The organism is Heliomarina sp. (genome assembly GCF_052826185.1).
Map to the genome: position 1 here is coordinate 1 of NZ_JBRBUI010000036.1, position 16,621 is coordinate 16,621.

The 16,621-nt window shown below is 59.1% G+C and carries 15 protein-coding genes; 7 read left to right on the forward strand and 8 right to left on the reverse strand.

The annotated features are described in order from the left end of the window. Window positions 1-338 precede the first annotated feature (338 nt). The 5 genes from ACU0FH_RS11150 to ACU0FH_RS11170 form a co-directional block, all read right to left on the reverse strand. Window positions 339-911 (reverse strand): helix-turn-helix transcriptional regulator, encoded by a 573-nt coding sequence (locus ACU0FH_RS11150; protein WP_446194657.1) that lies wholly within the window; start codon window positions 909-911, stop codon window positions 339-341. A gap of 1 nt (window position 912) precedes the next feature. Next, complete coding sequence (locus ACU0FH_RS11155) at window positions 913-1,557, reverse strand: cytochrome b/b6 domain-containing protein (RefSeq protein WP_446194658.1); 645 nt, start codon at window positions 1,555-1,557, stop codon at window positions 913-915. Window positions 1,558-1,561: 4 nt separating this feature from the next. After that, window positions 1,562-1,822 carry a PepSY domain-containing protein gene (locus ACU0FH_RS11160; RefSeq protein ID WP_446194659.1) on the reverse strand — a complete coding sequence of 87 codons (261 nt, stop codon included), beginning with the start codon at window positions 1,820-1,822 and terminating at the stop codon, window positions 1,562-1,564. Window positions 1,823-2,224: 402 nt separating this feature from the next. Then, on the reverse strand, window positions 2,225-2,872 hold the full coding sequence (locus ACU0FH_RS11165) for a glutathione S-transferase family protein (RefSeq protein WP_446194660.1): 648 nt from the start codon (window positions 2,870-2,872) through the stop codon (window positions 2,225-2,227). Between the two features lie 1,021 nt (window positions 2,873-3,893). Continuing rightward, a complete protein-coding gene (locus ACU0FH_RS11170; RefSeq protein WP_446194661.1) occupies window positions 3,894-4,478 on the reverse strand; it encodes a TetR/AcrR family transcriptional regulator in 585 nt (194 codons plus the stop codon). Window positions 4,479-4,555: 77 nt separating this feature from the next. Here ACU0FH_RS11170 and ACU0FH_RS11175 point away from each other — a divergent pair, with 77 nt between their 5' ends. Together ACU0FH_RS11175 and ACU0FH_RS11180 are read left to right on the forward strand one after the other, a co-directional pair. Further along, window positions 4,556-4,876 carry a darcynin family protein gene (locus ACU0FH_RS11175; RefSeq protein WP_446194662.1) on the forward strand — a complete coding sequence of 107 codons (321 nt, stop codon included), beginning with the start codon at window positions 4,556-4,558 and terminating at the stop codon, window positions 4,874-4,876. Beyond that, window positions 4,866-5,624 carry an SDR family NAD(P)-dependent oxidoreductase gene (locus ACU0FH_RS11180; protein ID WP_446194663.1) on the forward strand — a complete coding sequence of 253 codons (759 nt, stop codon included), beginning with the start codon at window positions 4,866-4,868 and terminating at the stop codon, window positions 5,622-5,624. Before ACU0FH_RS11175 ends, ACU0FH_RS11180 begins: the two co-directional genes overlap by 11 nt. Before the next feature lie 459 nt (window positions 5,625-6,083). On the opposite strand, the gene ACU0FH_RS11185 is transcribed toward ACU0FH_RS11180, so the two are convergent. From ACU0FH_RS11185 to ACU0FH_RS11195, 3 genes are all read right to left on the reverse strand, one after another. Beyond that, window positions 6,084-7,304 carry an AGE family epimerase/isomerase gene (locus tag ACU0FH_RS11185; protein ID WP_446194664.1) on the reverse strand — a complete coding sequence of 407 codons (1,221 nt, stop codon included), beginning with the start codon at window positions 7,302-7,304 and terminating at the stop codon, window positions 6,084-6,086. Continuing rightward, a complete protein-coding gene (locus ACU0FH_RS11190; protein WP_446194665.1) occupies window positions 7,297-8,112 on the reverse strand; it encodes an SDR family oxidoreductase in 816 nt (271 codons plus the stop codon). Before ACU0FH_RS11190 ends, ACU0FH_RS11185 begins: the two co-directional genes overlap by 8 nt. A 481-nt stretch (window positions 8,113-8,593) precedes the next feature. Then, complete coding sequence (locus ACU0FH_RS11195; RefSeq protein WP_446194666.1) at window positions 8,594-10,879, reverse strand: Orn/Lys/Arg family decarboxylase; 2,286 nt, start codon at window positions 10,877-10,879, stop codon at window positions 8,594-8,596. 626 nt (window positions 10,880-11,505) lie between these two features. Between ACU0FH_RS11195 and ACU0FH_RS11200 the strand changes: the two genes are divergently transcribed. The 5 genes from ACU0FH_RS11200 to ACU0FH_RS11220 all read left to right on the forward strand — a co-directional run bounded on the left by ACU0FH_RS11200 (window position 11,506) and on the right by ACU0FH_RS11220 (window position 16,611). Further along, window positions 11,506-12,420: a LysR family transcriptional regulator gene (locus ACU0FH_RS11200; RefSeq protein ID WP_446194668.1), complete on the forward strand. Its 915-nt coding sequence runs from the start codon at window positions 11,506-11,508 to the stop codon at window positions 12,418-12,420. Between the two features lie 233 nt (window positions 12,421-12,653). Then, window positions 12,654-13,811: an ABC transporter substrate-binding protein gene (locus ACU0FH_RS11205; RefSeq protein WP_446194669.1), complete on the forward strand. Its 1,158-nt coding sequence runs from the start codon at window positions 12,654-12,656 to the stop codon at window positions 13,809-13,811. A gap of 64 nt (window positions 13,812-13,875) precedes the next feature. Then, window positions 13,876-14,862 carry an ABC transporter ATP-binding protein gene (locus ACU0FH_RS11210; protein WP_446194670.1) on the forward strand — a complete coding sequence of 329 codons (987 nt, stop codon included), beginning with the start codon at window positions 13,876-13,878 and terminating at the stop codon, window positions 14,860-14,862. Between the two features lie 2 nt (window positions 14,863-14,864). Then, window positions 14,865-15,815 carry an ABC transporter permease gene (locus tag ACU0FH_RS11215; RefSeq protein ID WP_446194671.1) on the forward strand — a complete coding sequence of 317 codons (951 nt, stop codon included), beginning with the start codon at window positions 14,865-14,867 and terminating at the stop codon, window positions 15,813-15,815. Continuing rightward, a complete protein-coding gene (locus tag ACU0FH_RS11220; protein ID WP_446194672.1) occupies window positions 15,805-16,611 on the forward strand; it encodes an ABC transporter permease in 807 nt (268 codons plus the stop codon). The genes ACU0FH_RS11215 and ACU0FH_RS11220 overlap by 11 nt, the downstream gene beginning before the upstream one ends. Window positions 16,612-16,621 lie beyond the last annotated feature (10 nt).

Genomic DNA, 16,621 nt, shown 5'->3' on the forward strand with positions numbered 1-16,621 from the left:
CGTCGGCATGCCCGCCTCTTGCTCCTTGATCATCCCGATAATCTGCGCCTCGGTAAAACGGCTCTTTCGCATTCGTCTGCTCCTTCAAGGTTGGGCAGACTCTACATCATGATGAGGGATTTCGCGGGGGGCAGGTCACGTTGACCGTGGCGTGCGTAGGGAAAAAATGGGCTCCTTCCGGAACATACTCGCAGTCTGTCTGAAGATACGGGTGGCGAGACTTAGCTGCCTTTCGCCGCACCTGCTCAATTTCTGTTCAAGCTGCAGAGTCTTACGAAAGGAGGAACGGTCAGCCGAGCTTCGTTAGGCGCGTTTCATTACGGCTCTGAAAACAGGTCTTATTTTGGGTCGAGCCGCTCGGTTTGGATGGGTGCCTTTGTTAGGCCTCTTGGAATAGAGCCAGCGGGACCGAGCCCGCCATCGAGAAGGTCTTCGACGAACCACGCTGCGAACTGGGCGCGGCCCGAGACGCCGGCTTTGGCATAGATTCGAGTAAGCTGCGCACGGACCGTGCCCTTCGCGGCGCCCCGGATCGCAGCGATCTCGGCGGCGTCGAGGCCCTTTAGCGCCAGAAACCCGACATCGCGTTCAGCGGGCGTCAGGCACCAGATCTCGAACTGAGACTCCACGATCCGCGCAAGATCGCCTCGGGCTGTGCCCAGAGCCTTGTCCTGTACCTGCATCCGTTCCAGCATGCGTCGCAGCTGACATGCGTTCAGGCCGATCCCGACGATGAGGGCCAGCGTCACGAGCAGTTCCAGAAGGGCATGCTGGGCGAGCGGTGCTTGCATGAGATCCACCAATACATCACCGACGAAGAACACGGCCGCGACGCATTGCAGGACGATCACCCCGGCGAGGCCGAGTTGACGCCGCTTCAGCTTCGCCTGGGTCAGGCTCTCACCGTTCACATCACCTCCGCCGTCCAGTTACCATCCCGCGGACCAGATTGCGGCCAAGCGCGCGGCTCTCGACCGCGACTCCCGCAACGTGTAACATGGCGAGGAGCAGCATCAGGTTCGCCGTCACTTCATGTACTTCTTCCGCGACGTCGCCAAGTCCCTCTTCGTCGCCGTGCCGGTCGCCGGCGTTTTCGGTGACCAGCACCGACCAGTCACCCGCGGCGACGGCGGCCTTCTCCTCGGCGATCGTGATGGGGCTCTTGCCGCCGGTCATGACAAGGCCAGTGCCGATCATTACGGCCATACAGGCCCAAAGCGCATAGGCCATGATCGCTCCAGCCGGATTGTGCGAGGAGTGTTCACGCGGGCGTCCGCGCAGCAGGTCGGCGAGATGACTCACCGCGGCGCGGGGAGCGGGAAGAAACGAGGCGAACCGCGCCTCGACCGGGCCGCTCAGGCCCCAGACGAGGCGAAGTGCCAGCACGGCCATCGCGGCCCAGCCGATCCAGACATGGATCGTGCCGCCTGGCTTGGTCAGAAGACCGTTGGCAATGACGGCGGCGGCAATGCTCCAATGGGTCAGTCGCACCACCGGGTCCCAGGGTTGAGCGATCTCGGGCGCCGCGCGGGCGCCCGGTTCCACATGATCCGACACGGGATCAGTCCTCGGACTTGATCTTGGTAACGGCCCCGGACGCGGGATCGATGTAGACCTCGTAGCGCTTGGAAGCGTCGTCATGGCACTTGGCCTCGATCTGTCCATCCTCGGCTTCGAACTCGTCGACAGTGCATCCTGCGGTTGCGAGCGCCGCCGTCGCGTCCTCTGGGTTTGTGCCGACCACGTCGCCGACAGAGGGCAAAGCGAAGCCGATGGCCGGTGTGAATACAAGGCTCAGTGCGAGAACAAGATGCTTGGTCATGTCGTATCCTTTCCGGGATGTGTGATGCGACCGGGCTGGCCGCCGGATTGACATGGCAGGCGAGAGCATGACTTTCGATTGGAGCAACGCTGATCCGGATCGGCATAAGCAGGTGCTTACGACAGAACCGTGCACCGCTACGCTGACAAACTCTTGTCCTCTAACAACCGCCGCTTTTGGGCTCTAAGCGGTCATGCCGCGCTGCGTCGGGCTGCGTGCTTATTTTCACGTAAAAACATGAAACTCACGGGCCATTGTCGCCATTCACCGGTTTTCCGATGCCGCGGTGCTCTGGCCCGAAAGCGGGCGTTCGCGCCGTCGCGCAGCATCGTATCCATCGCGATGGTCCGCTGTGCGGGACTTTGCGGCCATCTGTTATTGTCGCGGTCAACGTCCGCTTTCTCAATGAGACGAGCCTTTCTGAAATACCTCGTACTGCGCGTCGAACGCTCGCTTGTAGGCGGGTCGTTCAGCTGCCCGCGCGATGTAATCCATTAATATTGGATATTCTTCCAATATGCCCGAACCCCCTAACCTGCAAATCGCATGAACCATAAGCACATCGGCTGCGCTGAAACCTCCGGCCAGCCAGATCAGCTCTCCCATGGCGGCCGCGAGTTGATCCAGCCGCGTTCGGATGCGGTCATCGACCATGGACAAATGTTCAGCCTGCCAACTCTGGTCGGCCTCAAAATACTTGACGTAATCGCGCTCGACAATCGGAGGCTCGACAGTGTTCAGGGCGGCGAACATCCAGCTTATCGCCCGGGCGCGTCCTGCTTCATCGCTGGGCAACAGGCCAGTGTGACGTTCCGCGATGTGGAACACGATGGCCCCTGATTCGAACAGTGCTACGTCACCATCTTCATAAGTCGGTATCTGACCGAAGGGCTGGAGTGCGAGGTGCGCTGGCTGCTTCATTTCTTCAAAAGTTACCAGGCGCACATCATAGGATTGGCCAACTTCCTCAAGCGACCACCGGACGCGCATATCACGCGCAAGGCCGACACCTTTGTCGGGAGATGATTTGAATGCGGTGATGGTGGGCACGAGTTCTCCGAGGTGAATTTTGGATGAATGCGTTTGAGGCAAGTCTCTTAATAAGCTAACTTTGCTGCAAAATACGGCATTCGGCAATCTTGGGCTTGAGGCGGTCATGCGGCTTTGCAGCGGACTGCGCCGCCAGCTTGGCTTCTGAAACTGTCACGGGAGACTCAAACCCGACTTTCGCATTCTGGCCCGGCGCTGCGGTGCAAATGTCTCGAAGCCGCCGTTGGAAACATTGTACAGCAATTTACACGGGTGATGGTCTGCCGTGCGGACGCCGCAGACTTTCTCTGAGATTGCAAAAATGGCCGCTATTGGACGCCGAGACATACCGCGCGAATGATCTCGATCGGAACCCCCACATTTACTTCGGATTATTTTTGAACGTCCACTAGTGTCCCGATGCCAAGGGGCGAGCGAAGTGCCGATGATGTCATGCGCCCTTGCCAGATTGTTGGAATCTGTTTGCGTGTCTAAATGGCTCGGATGTCTTGTTCTGGACAGGAACCGCCTATGCGCTTCGTGCGGGGAACGTAAAATTCAGTTGCCGCGCGATTGTTGTTTTGCTGCTTGCCGGACGCCCGGTTTCAGTGGCACTGCTCTTCATGAATCGCGAAGGCCTCTCTTCTTGCAAAATACCATTCCCGCGCCGCTAGCGCAGAACTTTGCAGGATCCTCCGCACGAAGTGAGCGGATCCTAGTCCTCCTTATTTGACACCAAACCAGCCTTTCTCAGGCGATGCGCAATGCGTAGAAATTCACTCCGAGCGGTCCTGCCTAAGCGCCGCGGGCCGGATTGCGCCAGCTTGCGAAGCAACATGATGCGGCTGGCCCTCGCCGGACTTTCACGCTTCCATCTGGGTTTTGCGCTTTCGACTCGCTTACCGGCCGTTCGGCGCGCTTGCGAAATCCAGCGGCGATCGAGCCCGCCGTTCGCGGGACACCGTGCAAACTCGCCACTGTTGCGCCAAGACTCGCTTGCGCACAGTGGCGCGAAGATACAGCCATGCCGATGCATCCTTGTTCAGCCGAGATACCCGTAAACGGCCTTGGTGATGCGCGAACGGAGAGCTTGCAGATCGGTTTCGCCAGCCATTGCGGAGCTATTGATGAGTGCTTGGGCCATCGCGACCACGTCCCTCGGTGCATGGCTGCCTGCGCCAGGAAACTGCAGGGACACAATGCCGGAAACGGCCTCAGACAGGCGACGTTCAAGGTCTTGCGCTTCTTCTCCAAGATTCACCGTCCGCTCTACGTACTCAAGCGCAAGTGCCAGACGAGGTCTCGCGAACTGATGTTTGATGCCTGCGCCAATCAACCTTTCGATCTTCTTCTGCGGACTGGCTCCACTGTCAGCGATCGCCGCCACATCGGCGAGCAACAGTGATCTTTCCCGTCGAATGAGCGCCACAAGGATCGCCTCTTTATTCGGGAAGTACTGATAGAGCGAGCCGATGCTTACCCCGGCGCGTTCAGCAATCTTGTTGGTCGTCAAAGGCTCAAGGCCAACCTCTTCCAGAAAGCGAGCAACGGATTCCACAATTGCATCCTCCGTTGCTTTGGCCCGCGACTGGCGCCCTCTTTTTCTTGGTTCGATATTGCCGACCATGGAGTCCTCCAGATGCGAGTTGAGAAACTGAGCAATAGTTCACATTCTTGATCGCAACCGCAATATGGAGAAAACACATGAAACTCACCATCTTTCTGTTGCTCGCGGCGTCGCCGAAGTGGTTGGCGCTTGATCGCTCGGAACGGGATGACATTTCGGATGCGGCTCTGAACGCAGTATTTTGCGACGAGACGATCACATTCCGCTTCTATGACGCCGAAGCGTTTAATGCGCGCGTTTCCGACATCATGGTGATCACCGCCGAAACGGCGACGGCCTACTACTTTGCGATGGAACGCCTGCGCGACACAGCGCTGGTTGCGAATTCCTATTGGCAGATCGTGGATATCATACCGGCTTACGAAGACGGATATCGGGCTTTCAGCAATGCACAATAAATCTATTACTTTCGACGGCGCGAATGTCGTCCTCACAGGGGCCACGCGCGGCATTGGCAAAGCCTTATGCGATCGGTTGATTGTCGAGGGGGCGACGGTTGCTGCAATTGCCCGGGATGAGGCGCACCTCAGGGCCCTTCAAGACGAACTGGGGGAACGTGTGATTCCGTTCCCTTGTGACCTGTCCCGGTCCGGTGATCGCCGACAGATGATTGATGACGTTATTCAGCGTTTTGACCGTTTGGACGGGCTGATCAACAATGCCGGGATACAAGCAGAGATGTCTTTTCTCGCCGAAATCCCTTCAGATCGAGAGATGCGATGGACACAAGAGATCGCAATCAACCTTGAGGCACCGATCCACCTCATCTCAGGCTTGGTACCCTCTATGCGCCGCAGCACCACGCCTTTTGTGGTCAATGTCTCGTCCGGCCTCGCAATCGCGCCGAAAGAGGCCGCGCCTGTCTATTGCGCAACGAAAGCGGGATTGCGGAGCTTCACAAAGGCTCTGAGATACCAGTCACAATCTTCGTGGCACTCTCTGCTCGTCGTCGACGTGGTTATGCCCCTGGTCGATACTGATATGACCCGTGGTCGGGGAAAGGGCAAGATATCGTCCGAGAACGCTGCCTCGGCAATCCTGTCCGGTCTTCGCGCGGGAAAGGAGGAGGTCTGGGTTGCCAAAGCCAAGTTTCTCCCTTGGCTGCACCGTCTTGCACCCCGCATGACCGAGCGCATCCTTCGATAGCGGGTAAATGTACGGCCGGCTTGCGTGCAACGAGCCGCGTTATGTCGTCCCGTTCCATTGCCAATCTCGGAGACGGAGCGGCAATAGTAGCCCATGAGTAGTTTACGGACCCGAAGAGGATTTTCGCCTTCTGAGCCGAAGTTGCATCGTAGGGTCGCCAAATCCGCCATAAGTGCAGTGTGCAACACTTCGATTAGTGGATGGCGTTAGAACGGGCGGAAGGGACTTTCTTTAAAACGCTTTGACTATCGCCCGCCTGACAAAGCCTCGCTTAATGAGGAATAGAGTTTGTCTCTATTTACGAATCCTTGAGCTTAGGAATGCGATGCCTGAAGGCAGTATTGCACGAACTGGATTGCGCTACGATCGGCCCGCCAATGGAAAACCGCGGCACAATCACAGTGCAAAAATCCGACCGAACGCGATCATCCGCTACCCCCGCGTCAGGCCTTGCGGCGCTCACGCCAGAAGTCCTCCCGCAACGGAAGCAGACACCGGGATCAGTGGCGTCACCGTTGCCTGGAAATCGTGGTAGAGGTCTTCGCGCGTCGGATAGACGGCGACGCTCAGGTGCCCATCGGCATCCACTTCGTGCCGCCACCCTCCGATTTCGCGGTCGATCAACGTTTCGGCGATATAATCCCAGATCATACGGTAGGTCGCCTCGAACCGGTCTTCGCCTGTTCGTCGATGCAGCATCAACGCCGTGTTCGCGGTTTCAGCCTGAACCCAATACGCCCGGTTCGGCACCGAGATCTCGCCGCACCAGCCGATGGTATAGACCATGCCGGGCTTGCCGTCCGGCGCCCAACCCTGCGCCATTGCCTTGTCGAACAGCGCTGTGGCCTGTGACAGCAGCCACTCCGGCGCATGGCGGTCGCGCGCCAGGCAGGCCGCTTCAACCTTGAGAAGCAGGCCGCCCCATTCCGCAAAATGGCCCGGCGTCAGGCCCCAAGGCCGCCTGTCGTCCGCCGGGTGATCGGCGCCGTAATCAGGAAGCAGCGTCCAGTCCGCATCGAAATGTTCGGGCAGGCGGCCGTCATGCGCTGCCGGGATGTCGTGGCCGAAACGCCGCGCCATCCACAGTGCCCTATCCAGCCAGCGCTCCTCGCCTGTCGCATCGGCTAGGGCGAGGCAGGCTTCCGTTCCATGCATGCAGCAATTGGCACCGCGATAGGCTTCGGGGTCCGACCAGTCGGCGGCGAAGCTCGGGCGCAACACCTCTTCGCCCGCGATCCAGAAGTGAGTATCGATCGTGTCAATTGCGGCGCACATCAGCTCATCGCCGCGCGGTCGTCCGGCCATGGTCGCGGAGGCACCGGCCAGCGCGACGAAAGCGTGAAGATACGCCTGCTTCCGCGAGGGTCCGCTGGCATCGGCGAACCAGCCGCCACGACCGGCATCGCGAAGGGGCCCGTCGAGCAATGCTTCGAGCCCGTGATCGGCCAAAGGGGCCGCGCCCGGCACCCCCATAAGGCTCGCCAGCGCGTAGCAATGCACCATGCGCGCCGTGATAATGGATTTCGCAGTCTCGTCTACCATCGTGCCGTCGTTGCCGAGCGTTGCAAACCCAGCCGGAACCCGCGCGCGGCGGTAGTGGTCGAGAAGGCGGTGGCCCTCGGCGTGCAACCAGGAGCGGTGGCCTTCCCGGTCCGCCCAGGCGGACCCGAGGTCAGCCATTGGTGATCATCCCACCGTTCACGTGGATCGTCTGGCCGGTGATAAAGCTGCTGTCCTGGCAGGCGAGAAATACGTAGGCAGGGCCCAGTTCGCGCGGCTGGCCCATCCGGCCCATGGGGGACGACATGCTCGTGAGCATTTCCTTGTCGAAATCCTTGAAGACCAGTTGGATCTCGGTGACCACTGGCCCGGGGGCGACTTGGTTGACCCGAATGCCACGGTCGAGCAATTCCAGCGCCAGTGCACGCGTGTAGCTGACGATGGCGCCCTTGGTGGCGGTGTAGGGCACCAGCGCGTCGTTGCCAACGTAGGCATTGACGGAGGTGGTGTTGATGATGCTCCCACCCTCGTTCATATGGTCGAGCGCAGCGCGGGTGGTATAGAAAATTCCGTGCATGTTGACGTCAAAGTGCTTCTGCCAGTCGGCGTCGCTGATCTCCGCTTGCGTGTCATATGGCTTCTGCATGCCCGCGTTATTTACCAACACATCTATGCCGCCCCATTGCTTCGCGACGGCCTCCACCGCTGCGGTGCAGCTGGCGCTGTCAGCGGTGTCCCCTTGCAAAACTAGTGCCTCCGCGCCTTCGTTTTCGATGCCCACACGCGTCTCTTCGGCGCTGTCCTTGTCTGTGTGATATAGAATAGCGATCTTGCCGCCTTCGCGGGCCATATGAAACGCGACTGCACGACCGATGCCGCTATCGCCACCGGTGATCAGGGCGCGCTTGCCCTTGAGCTTCTCCGCGCCCTTGTAGGCATCCGTAATGTACTCCGCGGGCGGCATCAGGTCGTCGATATGGTCTGGCATCTGAGGGCTCCTTACAAGCTCGCGGCTGCTTGGCAGCTGGCGTGAGTGATTGGGTTTTGCCGAGCGCTTCGAGAGAGGCTCGACCGGCTCTGCCGTTAGTTTACCAAACGCGACTTGCGAGCCGTGAGTTCCTAGGAGTACCCGAAGCGGTCCGTGACAAGTTGGCGCGCACGTACTGCAGTGCAGCGAAAAGCCCCCTCCCCAAGTTCGACGAATTTCCGCTTCGTCAGACTTGGCAGAACCAAGGCGCTCTCTCAGCTAAGGTCCGGTTTCCGACCTTTTGGAAGGGGAGCGGTGCAATGTTGGGAAATAGAAAGGGACGTCCAAGCCTTTTAGGATTGTTCAAGAGCCGCGTTCGCGAAGGCACTTCTACGCGGCCTAAAGCTGTGCCTTCGCGCGAAAATATGGGAGTTCCTGAGCAGGGCAGGAAGCCTCGGAAGCCACTTCCGAGGCCGCCTTGACCTAACGACCTGTTTCGCCGTCACTCAGCGACACAATCTGCGAAATATCTGACTTCGCCATTTTCCGCAGTTTCCTGAACCAGCCCGTGTATGTCTGTTTCAAAACCGGGGCATTCGCGGGCGAATTCGCGGTTGAAGCGAAGGTAGTTGACGATTTCCTTGCTGAAGATCTCGCCCGGGACAAGAAGAGGAATGCCGGGCGGGTAGGGGGTAATCAGGCTCGTCGTTACACGGCCTTCAAGATCGTCGATCGCGACCCTTTCGGTCTTTCTCCGGGCGATCTGGGAAAACGCATCCAGCGGCGACATCGCTGGTTGGTGGTCGCCGACGTAGATCTCGGTCGATAGCCTTGCCACGTCGTATTTCGTGTAAAGGCGATGGACGTGCTGGGAAAGGTCGTTGAGGCCCATGTGTTCGTACCGCGGCTGCTTGGCGCAGAATTCCGGCATGACGCGCCAGAGCGGCTGGTTCCGGTCGTAATCGTCCTTGCACTGCTGAAGCGCGGCGAGAAGCGTATTCCAGCGGCCTTTCGTGATCCCGATCGTGAACATGATGAAGAAACTGTAGAGACCGGTCTTTTCGACGACGACGCCATGTTCCGTCAGGTACTTCGACACGATGGAGGCCGGAATGCCGGTTTCCTCGAACTTGCCGTCAATGTTCAACCCAGGCGTGATGATCGTCGCCTTGATCGGGTCCAGCATGTTAAAGTTGCGGGCCATGTCGCCAAAACCGTGCCAAGCATCTTCGCCCGAGCTTTCGACGGCCTCGCTATCGGTTTTCTTCAGCTCCCAATCCTTGGCCCGCCCGATGCCGGTTTCGGCCAGCGTGTCGGGTCCCCAGACCTGAAACCACCAGTCATTGCCATATTCCGCATCGACCTCTCGCATCGCGCGCCGGAAATCGAGCGCCTCTGCAAGGCTCTCTTCGACCAGTGCGGTGCCTCCCGGCGGTTCCATCATTGCCGCAGCGACATCGCAGCTTGCGATGATCGAATACTGCGGGCTCGTCGAGGTGTGCATGAGATAGGATTCGTTGAATAGATGCCGGTCGAGCTTTGCTTCTTCCGCATCTTGCACGAGCACGTGGCTGGCCTGGCTGATCCCGGCCAGAAGCTTGTGGACCGATTGCGTGGCGTAGGTCACCGAGTGCTTCGTGCGCTCCCGCTTGCGACCCATGGCGTGATAGGTGCCGTAGAACGGGTGGAAGGCCGCGTGCGGCAGCCAGGCCTCGTCGAAATGCAGCGTGTCGACGTAGCCGTCGAGCAGTTCTTTCACCACCTCGGTGTTGTAAAGCACGCCGTCATAGGTTGATTGCGTCAGGGTCAGGATGCGCGGCTTTACCGTGTCGGGGTCGATGCCGTCCAGCAGTGGATTGGCCCGAATTTTGGCCTTGATCGCCTCGGGTTCGAATTCGGACTTCTGGATCGGCCCGATGATGCCCCAATGGTTGCGCGTGGGCTTGAGGAAAATCGGGATCGCACCCGTCATGATGATCGAATGCAGGATCGATTTGTGACAATTGCGGTCCACGAGCACCACATCGCCAGGCGCGACATTGTGGTGCCAGACCATCTTGTTTGAAGTCGAGGTGCCGTTCGTCACGAAAAAGCAGTGATCGGCGTTGAAAATCCGGGCCGCATTGCGCTCGGATGCGCCGATGGCTCCGTTGTGATCCAGCAGCTGGCCCAGTTCCTCGACCGAGTTGCAGACATCGGCGCGGAGCATGTTTTCACCGTAGAACTGGTGATACATCTGCCCGATCGGCGATTTGAGGAAGGCCACGCCACCCGAATGCCCCGGACAATGCCAAGAGTAGGAGCCGTCCTCGGCATAATCCAGCAGCGCCTTGAAGAACGGCGGCTGGATGTATTCCAGGTAGTTTTTCGCTTCACGGATGATATGCCGGGCAACAAATTCGGGCGTGTCCTCGAAAGCGTGGATAAAGCCGTGCAGCTCTCGAAGGACATCGTTCGGCAGATGCCGCGATGTCTTGGTCTCGCCATAGATATAGATCGGGACATCTTCGTTCTTGGCGCGGACCTCCTCGATAAAATTGCGTAGGTTCAGAACGGCCGGGTCGAGATCGGGACCGGGGCTGAACTCTTCATCGTCGATGGAGAGGACAAAGGCAGATGCACGGCTCTGCTGCTGTGCAAATTGCGACAGGTCGCCGTAGCTCGTTGCGCCGAGCACCTCGAAGCCTTCCTTTTCAATGGCATGTGCGAGCGCTCGAATTCCGAAACCCGATGTATTCTCGGAGCGGAAATCCTCGTCAATGATAACTATGGGAAAGCAAAACTTCATCGGTCTGTCCTTAAGGCGGCCTTTGATCCTTACATGTTCTCAACGCCGGGAAAGACAACGTCAAGGCCGTGAAAGGTTATCGAAAAATCACGCCGTACCTCGCAAGTTCGTCTTGCCTGCTGGAATGCAGCCACTTGCCCTTGAACGTGCTGCAAAGGGGCCTGTAACGCGGCCAAAAGGACGGTTGTGGGACGCGATCCGCCACGCTTGTGCGAGGGTACATTTCTGCCGACATCTTCGACCGTGGGGCTTTTGGCGTGTCCGCGCAGCAATCGAATGCTCACGCTGTAAACCAATAGCTTCGACTCGCCTTGCCAGATTCCTCTCCCAGAACGGTCAGTAAAGTCTCGAGCGAGTTGAGATTGCGCGGGGCGGAATGACTTGTTGTTAGATTGATCCTTTGAGGTTCTCGAAGAATTGTCGCTACTGTTTTTCAGGCGGATAAAGCCTGAACTCTCCGCGCTTATCTGGCGCAAGCGCTAAATCTTGGGCCGTATCGAACTTCATGCATCGATAAGCGCGGCATATTGGCTTCTGAGCCTCGCCGGCTGTCTGACCTTGCGTTTGTCTTGCCGGTATCAATTGCGCGGTTTACCAATATTAGAAACGAACAGGGGCGGACCGGGATGTCGTTTACACTCAAGCAGTTGCGGTATTTTGTAGCGGTTGCCGAGAGTGGATCGGTCATAGGTGCCGCGCAAACGCTTTCCATATCGCAGTCCTCTGTTACCGAGGCTTTGAAAAACCTTGAGGCCGATCTTGGCGTGAACCTCTTCGAGCGTCATGCGCGCGGGCTCAATATTACCCACAGCGGTCACCAGTTTCTGCGCCATGCGACCAAGATCCTGTCGGATGTTTCGCGCGCGCAGGGCGCGTTTCGAAGGCCACCTGGGACGACCTCCGGACGGCTCAACATCGGCGTGACATCCCTAATGGCGGGCTATGTCATGTCCGATCTCCTTTCGCGCTACCGGCGCATGAATCCAGTTGTGAATGTCTCGGCGCTTGAGGATTCCGGTGAGTACCTTGAGCATCTGCTTATCGGGGGTGAACTGGACGTGGCGGTCATGGTGATCTCGAACCTGCGTGACCGGATGGCGCTTCAAGCCGAAATCCTCGATGTATCGTCTTTCCGGCTCTGGCTGCCGCTTGGCCATCGTCTTGCCGGGCGCGAGAGCATCGGGCTGGACGACGTGGCGCGCGAGCCGCTGATCATGCTGAATGTCGATGAAATGGAAGAAGAAGCGGTAAAGCTTTTATCGGCATTCGGGCGGCGTCCGCAGATCGCATTTCGCACGCGTAGCGTCGAGGCGGTGCGGAGCCTTGTCGCCACGGGGGCGGGTGTCGCGCTTTTGCCTGATCTGGTTTACAGGCCGTGGTCGCTCGATGGTGACCGGATCGAAAGTCGCGATGTGTCGGGCGCCCTGCCGATCGTTCAGGTCGGTGTTGTTTGGCGGCGGGGCCTGCCCTTGTCGCAGGCCGTGCGCGATTTCATCTCTCTTGCGCGGATGGGGCAATCTGGCCGACACCTGCGACTTTGACGTGGGCGAGCTATCGGATTTTCCGAATGCTATTATCTGATTTATGAATTTGCGAACGCAGCAACCGCTTCATATGGTCGAAATGCGGCTGATCTTCCCGGGTGGGATTTCGGACTGCGAGCCGGTGAACGGACCGGGCTATACTAATCAAAATCTTGGGTATCCGGCGGCGCCGGACCGGTTCTCGATGAGCGGTCCATGAGGTCGCGCGGCCTGCCCGCAGGGAGATCGCAATGAAGCAGACATTCATCACCGCCGTGGTGAGTTCCATTACCGCCGTCTCGGTTGCCACCGGTTCGCTGGCGCAGATGACGGAAATCGGAGAAGGCGAGGGAGAGCTCTCTATCGTCGCATGGGCCGGTTACATCGAGCGGGGCGAAACCGATCCCGCTTTTGACTGGGTCACTAAGTTCGAGGAAGAAACCGGCTGTATGGTCTCGGTCAAGACGGCCAATACCTCGGACGAAATGGTCGCCCTGATGAACGAAGGCGGCTTCGACCTCGTGACCGCGTCCGGCGACGCGTCGCTGCGGATGATCGCGGGCAAGCGGGTCCAGCCGATCAACATCGACCTGATCCCGTCATGGGACGCGGTGGATGATCGCCTGAAGGACGCGCCTTGGCACACGGTCGATGGTGTGCATTACGGCACGCCCTACATGTGGGGGCCCAATGTGCTGATGTACAACACCGAAGCCTTCGCCGAAGCGCCGACGTCGTGGAGCGTGGTCTTTGAGGAAACCACCCTTTCGGACGGTCAATCCAACGCGGGACGCGTTCAGGCCTATGACGGCCCGATCCACATCGCGGATGCAGCCAACTACCTGATGTATCACCACCCTGACCTCGGCATCAAAGATCCCTACGAATTGACGCAGGACCAGTACAATGCCGCACTAGACCTGCTGCGCCAGCAGCGCGAACTGGTCAGCCGCTACTGGCATGACGCCTTCATCCAGATCGACGACTTCAAGAACGAGGGCATGGTCGCTTCGGGCTCTTGGCCGTTCCAGGTGAACCTGCTTCAGGCCGATGATGTGAAAGTCGCCTCTGTTATCCCGGAAGAAGGCGCAACCGGCTGGGCCGACACCACCATGCTGCATGCGGATGCCGAACATCCCAACTGTGCCTACAAATGGATGGAACATCAGCTCAGCTCGAACCTCCAATCTGACCTCTCCGTCTGGTTCGGCGCTGTGCCGTCGGTACCCGCCGCCTGTTCGGACGGGCGCGGCATGCAGACTCAAGAAGGCTGCGATGCCAACGGTCTTGCCCAGTTCGACCAGATCAAGTTTTGGAAAACGCCTGTTGCTCAATGTGAAAGCCAGGACGAATGCGTGCCCTATTATCGTTGGGTATCGGATTACATCGGCGTGATCGGCGGCCGCTGATCCCCTGAAACCCAGTCCGTGTTGCCAAGTTACTGGCGGCACGGGCCAAGACCGGAAGTTCCCCATGTCAGCCGTAGTTTTCGACCACGTCTCGCGCCATTTCGGCGCGGTTCGGGCAGTGGATGGCGTCAGCCTTGCCATCGAAGAAGGTGAGTTTTTTGCGATGCTCGGCCCCTCGGGGTCAGGCAAGACCACCTGCCTGCGCCTGATCGCAGGGTTTGAACGGCCGACCGGCGGCGACATCCGCATTTTTGGCGAACAGGTCGCCGATCTGCCGCCCTACAAGCGGCATGTGAATACGGTTTTCCAAGACTACGCCCTTTTCCCTCATTTGAATGTGCGAGACAATGTGGCCTACGGGCTGATGATCGCGGGGCAGGGCAAGAAGCAACGCCACAAGGCCGCCGATGAAGCGCTGGAGATGGTGCGGCTTGGCGGATACGGCGCGCGCAAACCGTCAGAACTTTCCGGCGGTCAGCGTCAGCGCGTCGCGCTGGCCCGGGCCTTGGTGAACAAACCGCGTGTCCTTTTGCTGGATGAACCGCTCGGTGCGCTTGATCTGAAGCTGCGCGAGCAGATGCAGGAAGAACTGAAGGGCCTTCAACGCCAGCTTGGCATCACTTTCGTTTTCGTCACCCACGATCAGGGCGAGGCCCTGTCCATGGCGGACAGGGTAGCAGTCTTCAACGACGGCAACATCATTCAGGTCGGCGCGCCGGAAGACATCTATTTCCGTCCCGACGTGCCTTTCGTCGCGGATTTCGTCGGTTCTTCCAACGTGTTGCCCGCAGATCTGGTGGCGCGCCTGACGGGCCAGTCGCGACCGGCCGCAATCCGTCCTGAACGTCTGAAACTGGCAGAGACCGGGCCGTTGAGCGCGCAGGTCACTGGGCTCAGCTTTCTGGGGCTGACCACGCGTGTCAGTTTTGAGGCCGAAGGGACGCGGCTGACAGCATTGCTACCACAGGATGCGCCGCGACCCGCCAAGGGCGATACAGTTGCGCTGACATGGGCCGAAGACGACCTGCACCTGATGCGGGCCGGAGCGTGAGCATGGCGCAGACCGACGCCAGCTTGGTGCAGTCCCGGAACGAAGGGCTGGGGGCGCGGCTTTCCGACACGCTCTGGCGGCGCCCATCCCTGCTGCTGTTCCTGCTGCTTTTGCCCCCGGTCCTGTGGCTCGGCATCATTTACCTCGGCTCGCTATTTGCCCTTCTCTTGCAGAGCTTTTTTTCGATTGATCACTTCACCGGGATGATCAATTACGAATTCACGCTTCGCACCTATGCAGAACTTTTTACCCCGGCGAACTTCGACATCATCTTGCGGACTGTCATGATGGCGGCCTGCACCACGGTCGCCTCGGCGATCATAGCCTTCCCAATTGCGTTCTACGCCGCGCGCTACGCAAAGGGACGCTGGAGGGCGGTTTTCTACCTCGGGATCATGATGCCGCTTTGGTCCAGCTATCTCGTGAAAATCTACGCGTGGAAGCTGATCCTTGCCAAGGAAGGCATCCTGACTTGGGCGCTGGAAGGCCTGCACCTTAACTGGCTATTGGATGCTTACCTGTCGCTGCCCGTCGTCGGTGGAAATTCTTTGTCGGTCAGCGTGACGGGCACCTTTATCGTCTTCGTCTATGTCTGGATGCCCTTCATGATCCTGCCGATTCAGGCGGCGCTTGAACGGGTGCCGACGTCGATGCTCGAGGCGTCTGGCGATCTTGGCGCGCGTCCCGGTCAGACTTTTCGCCATGTCCTCTTCCCGCTGGCTTTGCCGGGTGTTGTCGCCGGATCGATTTTCACCTTTTCGCTCACGCTTGGCGATTACATCATCCCGCAAATCATTGGCACATCGCGTCTTTTCATCGGGCAGGCTGTTTACCAGCATCAGGGGATTGCCGGTAACATACCTCTCGCCGCTGCTTTCGCTGTGGTGCCCATCGTGATCATGGGCTTCTATCTCTGGGGCGCGAAACGCATGGGGGCTTTCGATGCTCTCTGACCGCGCGCCCCTGTCCCTCAAGATCGCAGCGGCCGCCGGATTGATGTTCCTGCACCTGCCGATCCTGCTGATCTTTGCCTATGCGTTCACGACCGAGGAAAAGAGCTTTGCATGGCCGCCGCCGGGGCTGACGCTGAAGTGGTTCGCGGTCACGTGGAACCGGCCCGATGTGTGGGAAGCGCTGAGCCTCTCGGTAAAGGTCGCGTCGATCTCGACCGTGATTGCGATGTTTCTTGGCACGCTTTGCGCCGCTGCTGTCAGCCGGACCCGGTTCTTCGGCCGGGAAACCGTATCCCTGTTGGTGATCCTGCCGATTGCCCTGCCGGGTGTCGTCACCGGTATCGCGCTGCGCTCGGCATTCTCTATCGCGGATATCCCCTTCAGCACCTGGACCATCATTCTCGGGCACGCGACCTTCTGCGTCGTCATCGTCTATAACAATGCCGTGGCGCGGTTTCGCCGGACCAGCGGCAGCCTTATCGAGGCGTCGATGGATCTTGGCGCGAACATGTTCCAGACGCTACGTCATGTGATCCTGCCCAATATCGCGACTGCGCTTGTGGTGGGCGGCATGCTCGCCTTTGCGCTGAGCTTTGACGAAGTCATCGTCACCACCTTTACCGCCGGACAGCAGCAGACTCTGCCGATCTGGATGCTTGAAGAATTGGTGCGTCCGCGCGAACGGCCCGTGACCAACGTGGTGGCCATGGTTGTTGTGCTTGTCACCATGCTGCCCATTCTGGGCGCCTATTATCTGACCCGTGGGACCGATCAGGTCGCGGGACAAGGAAAGTAACGGAGGAAAC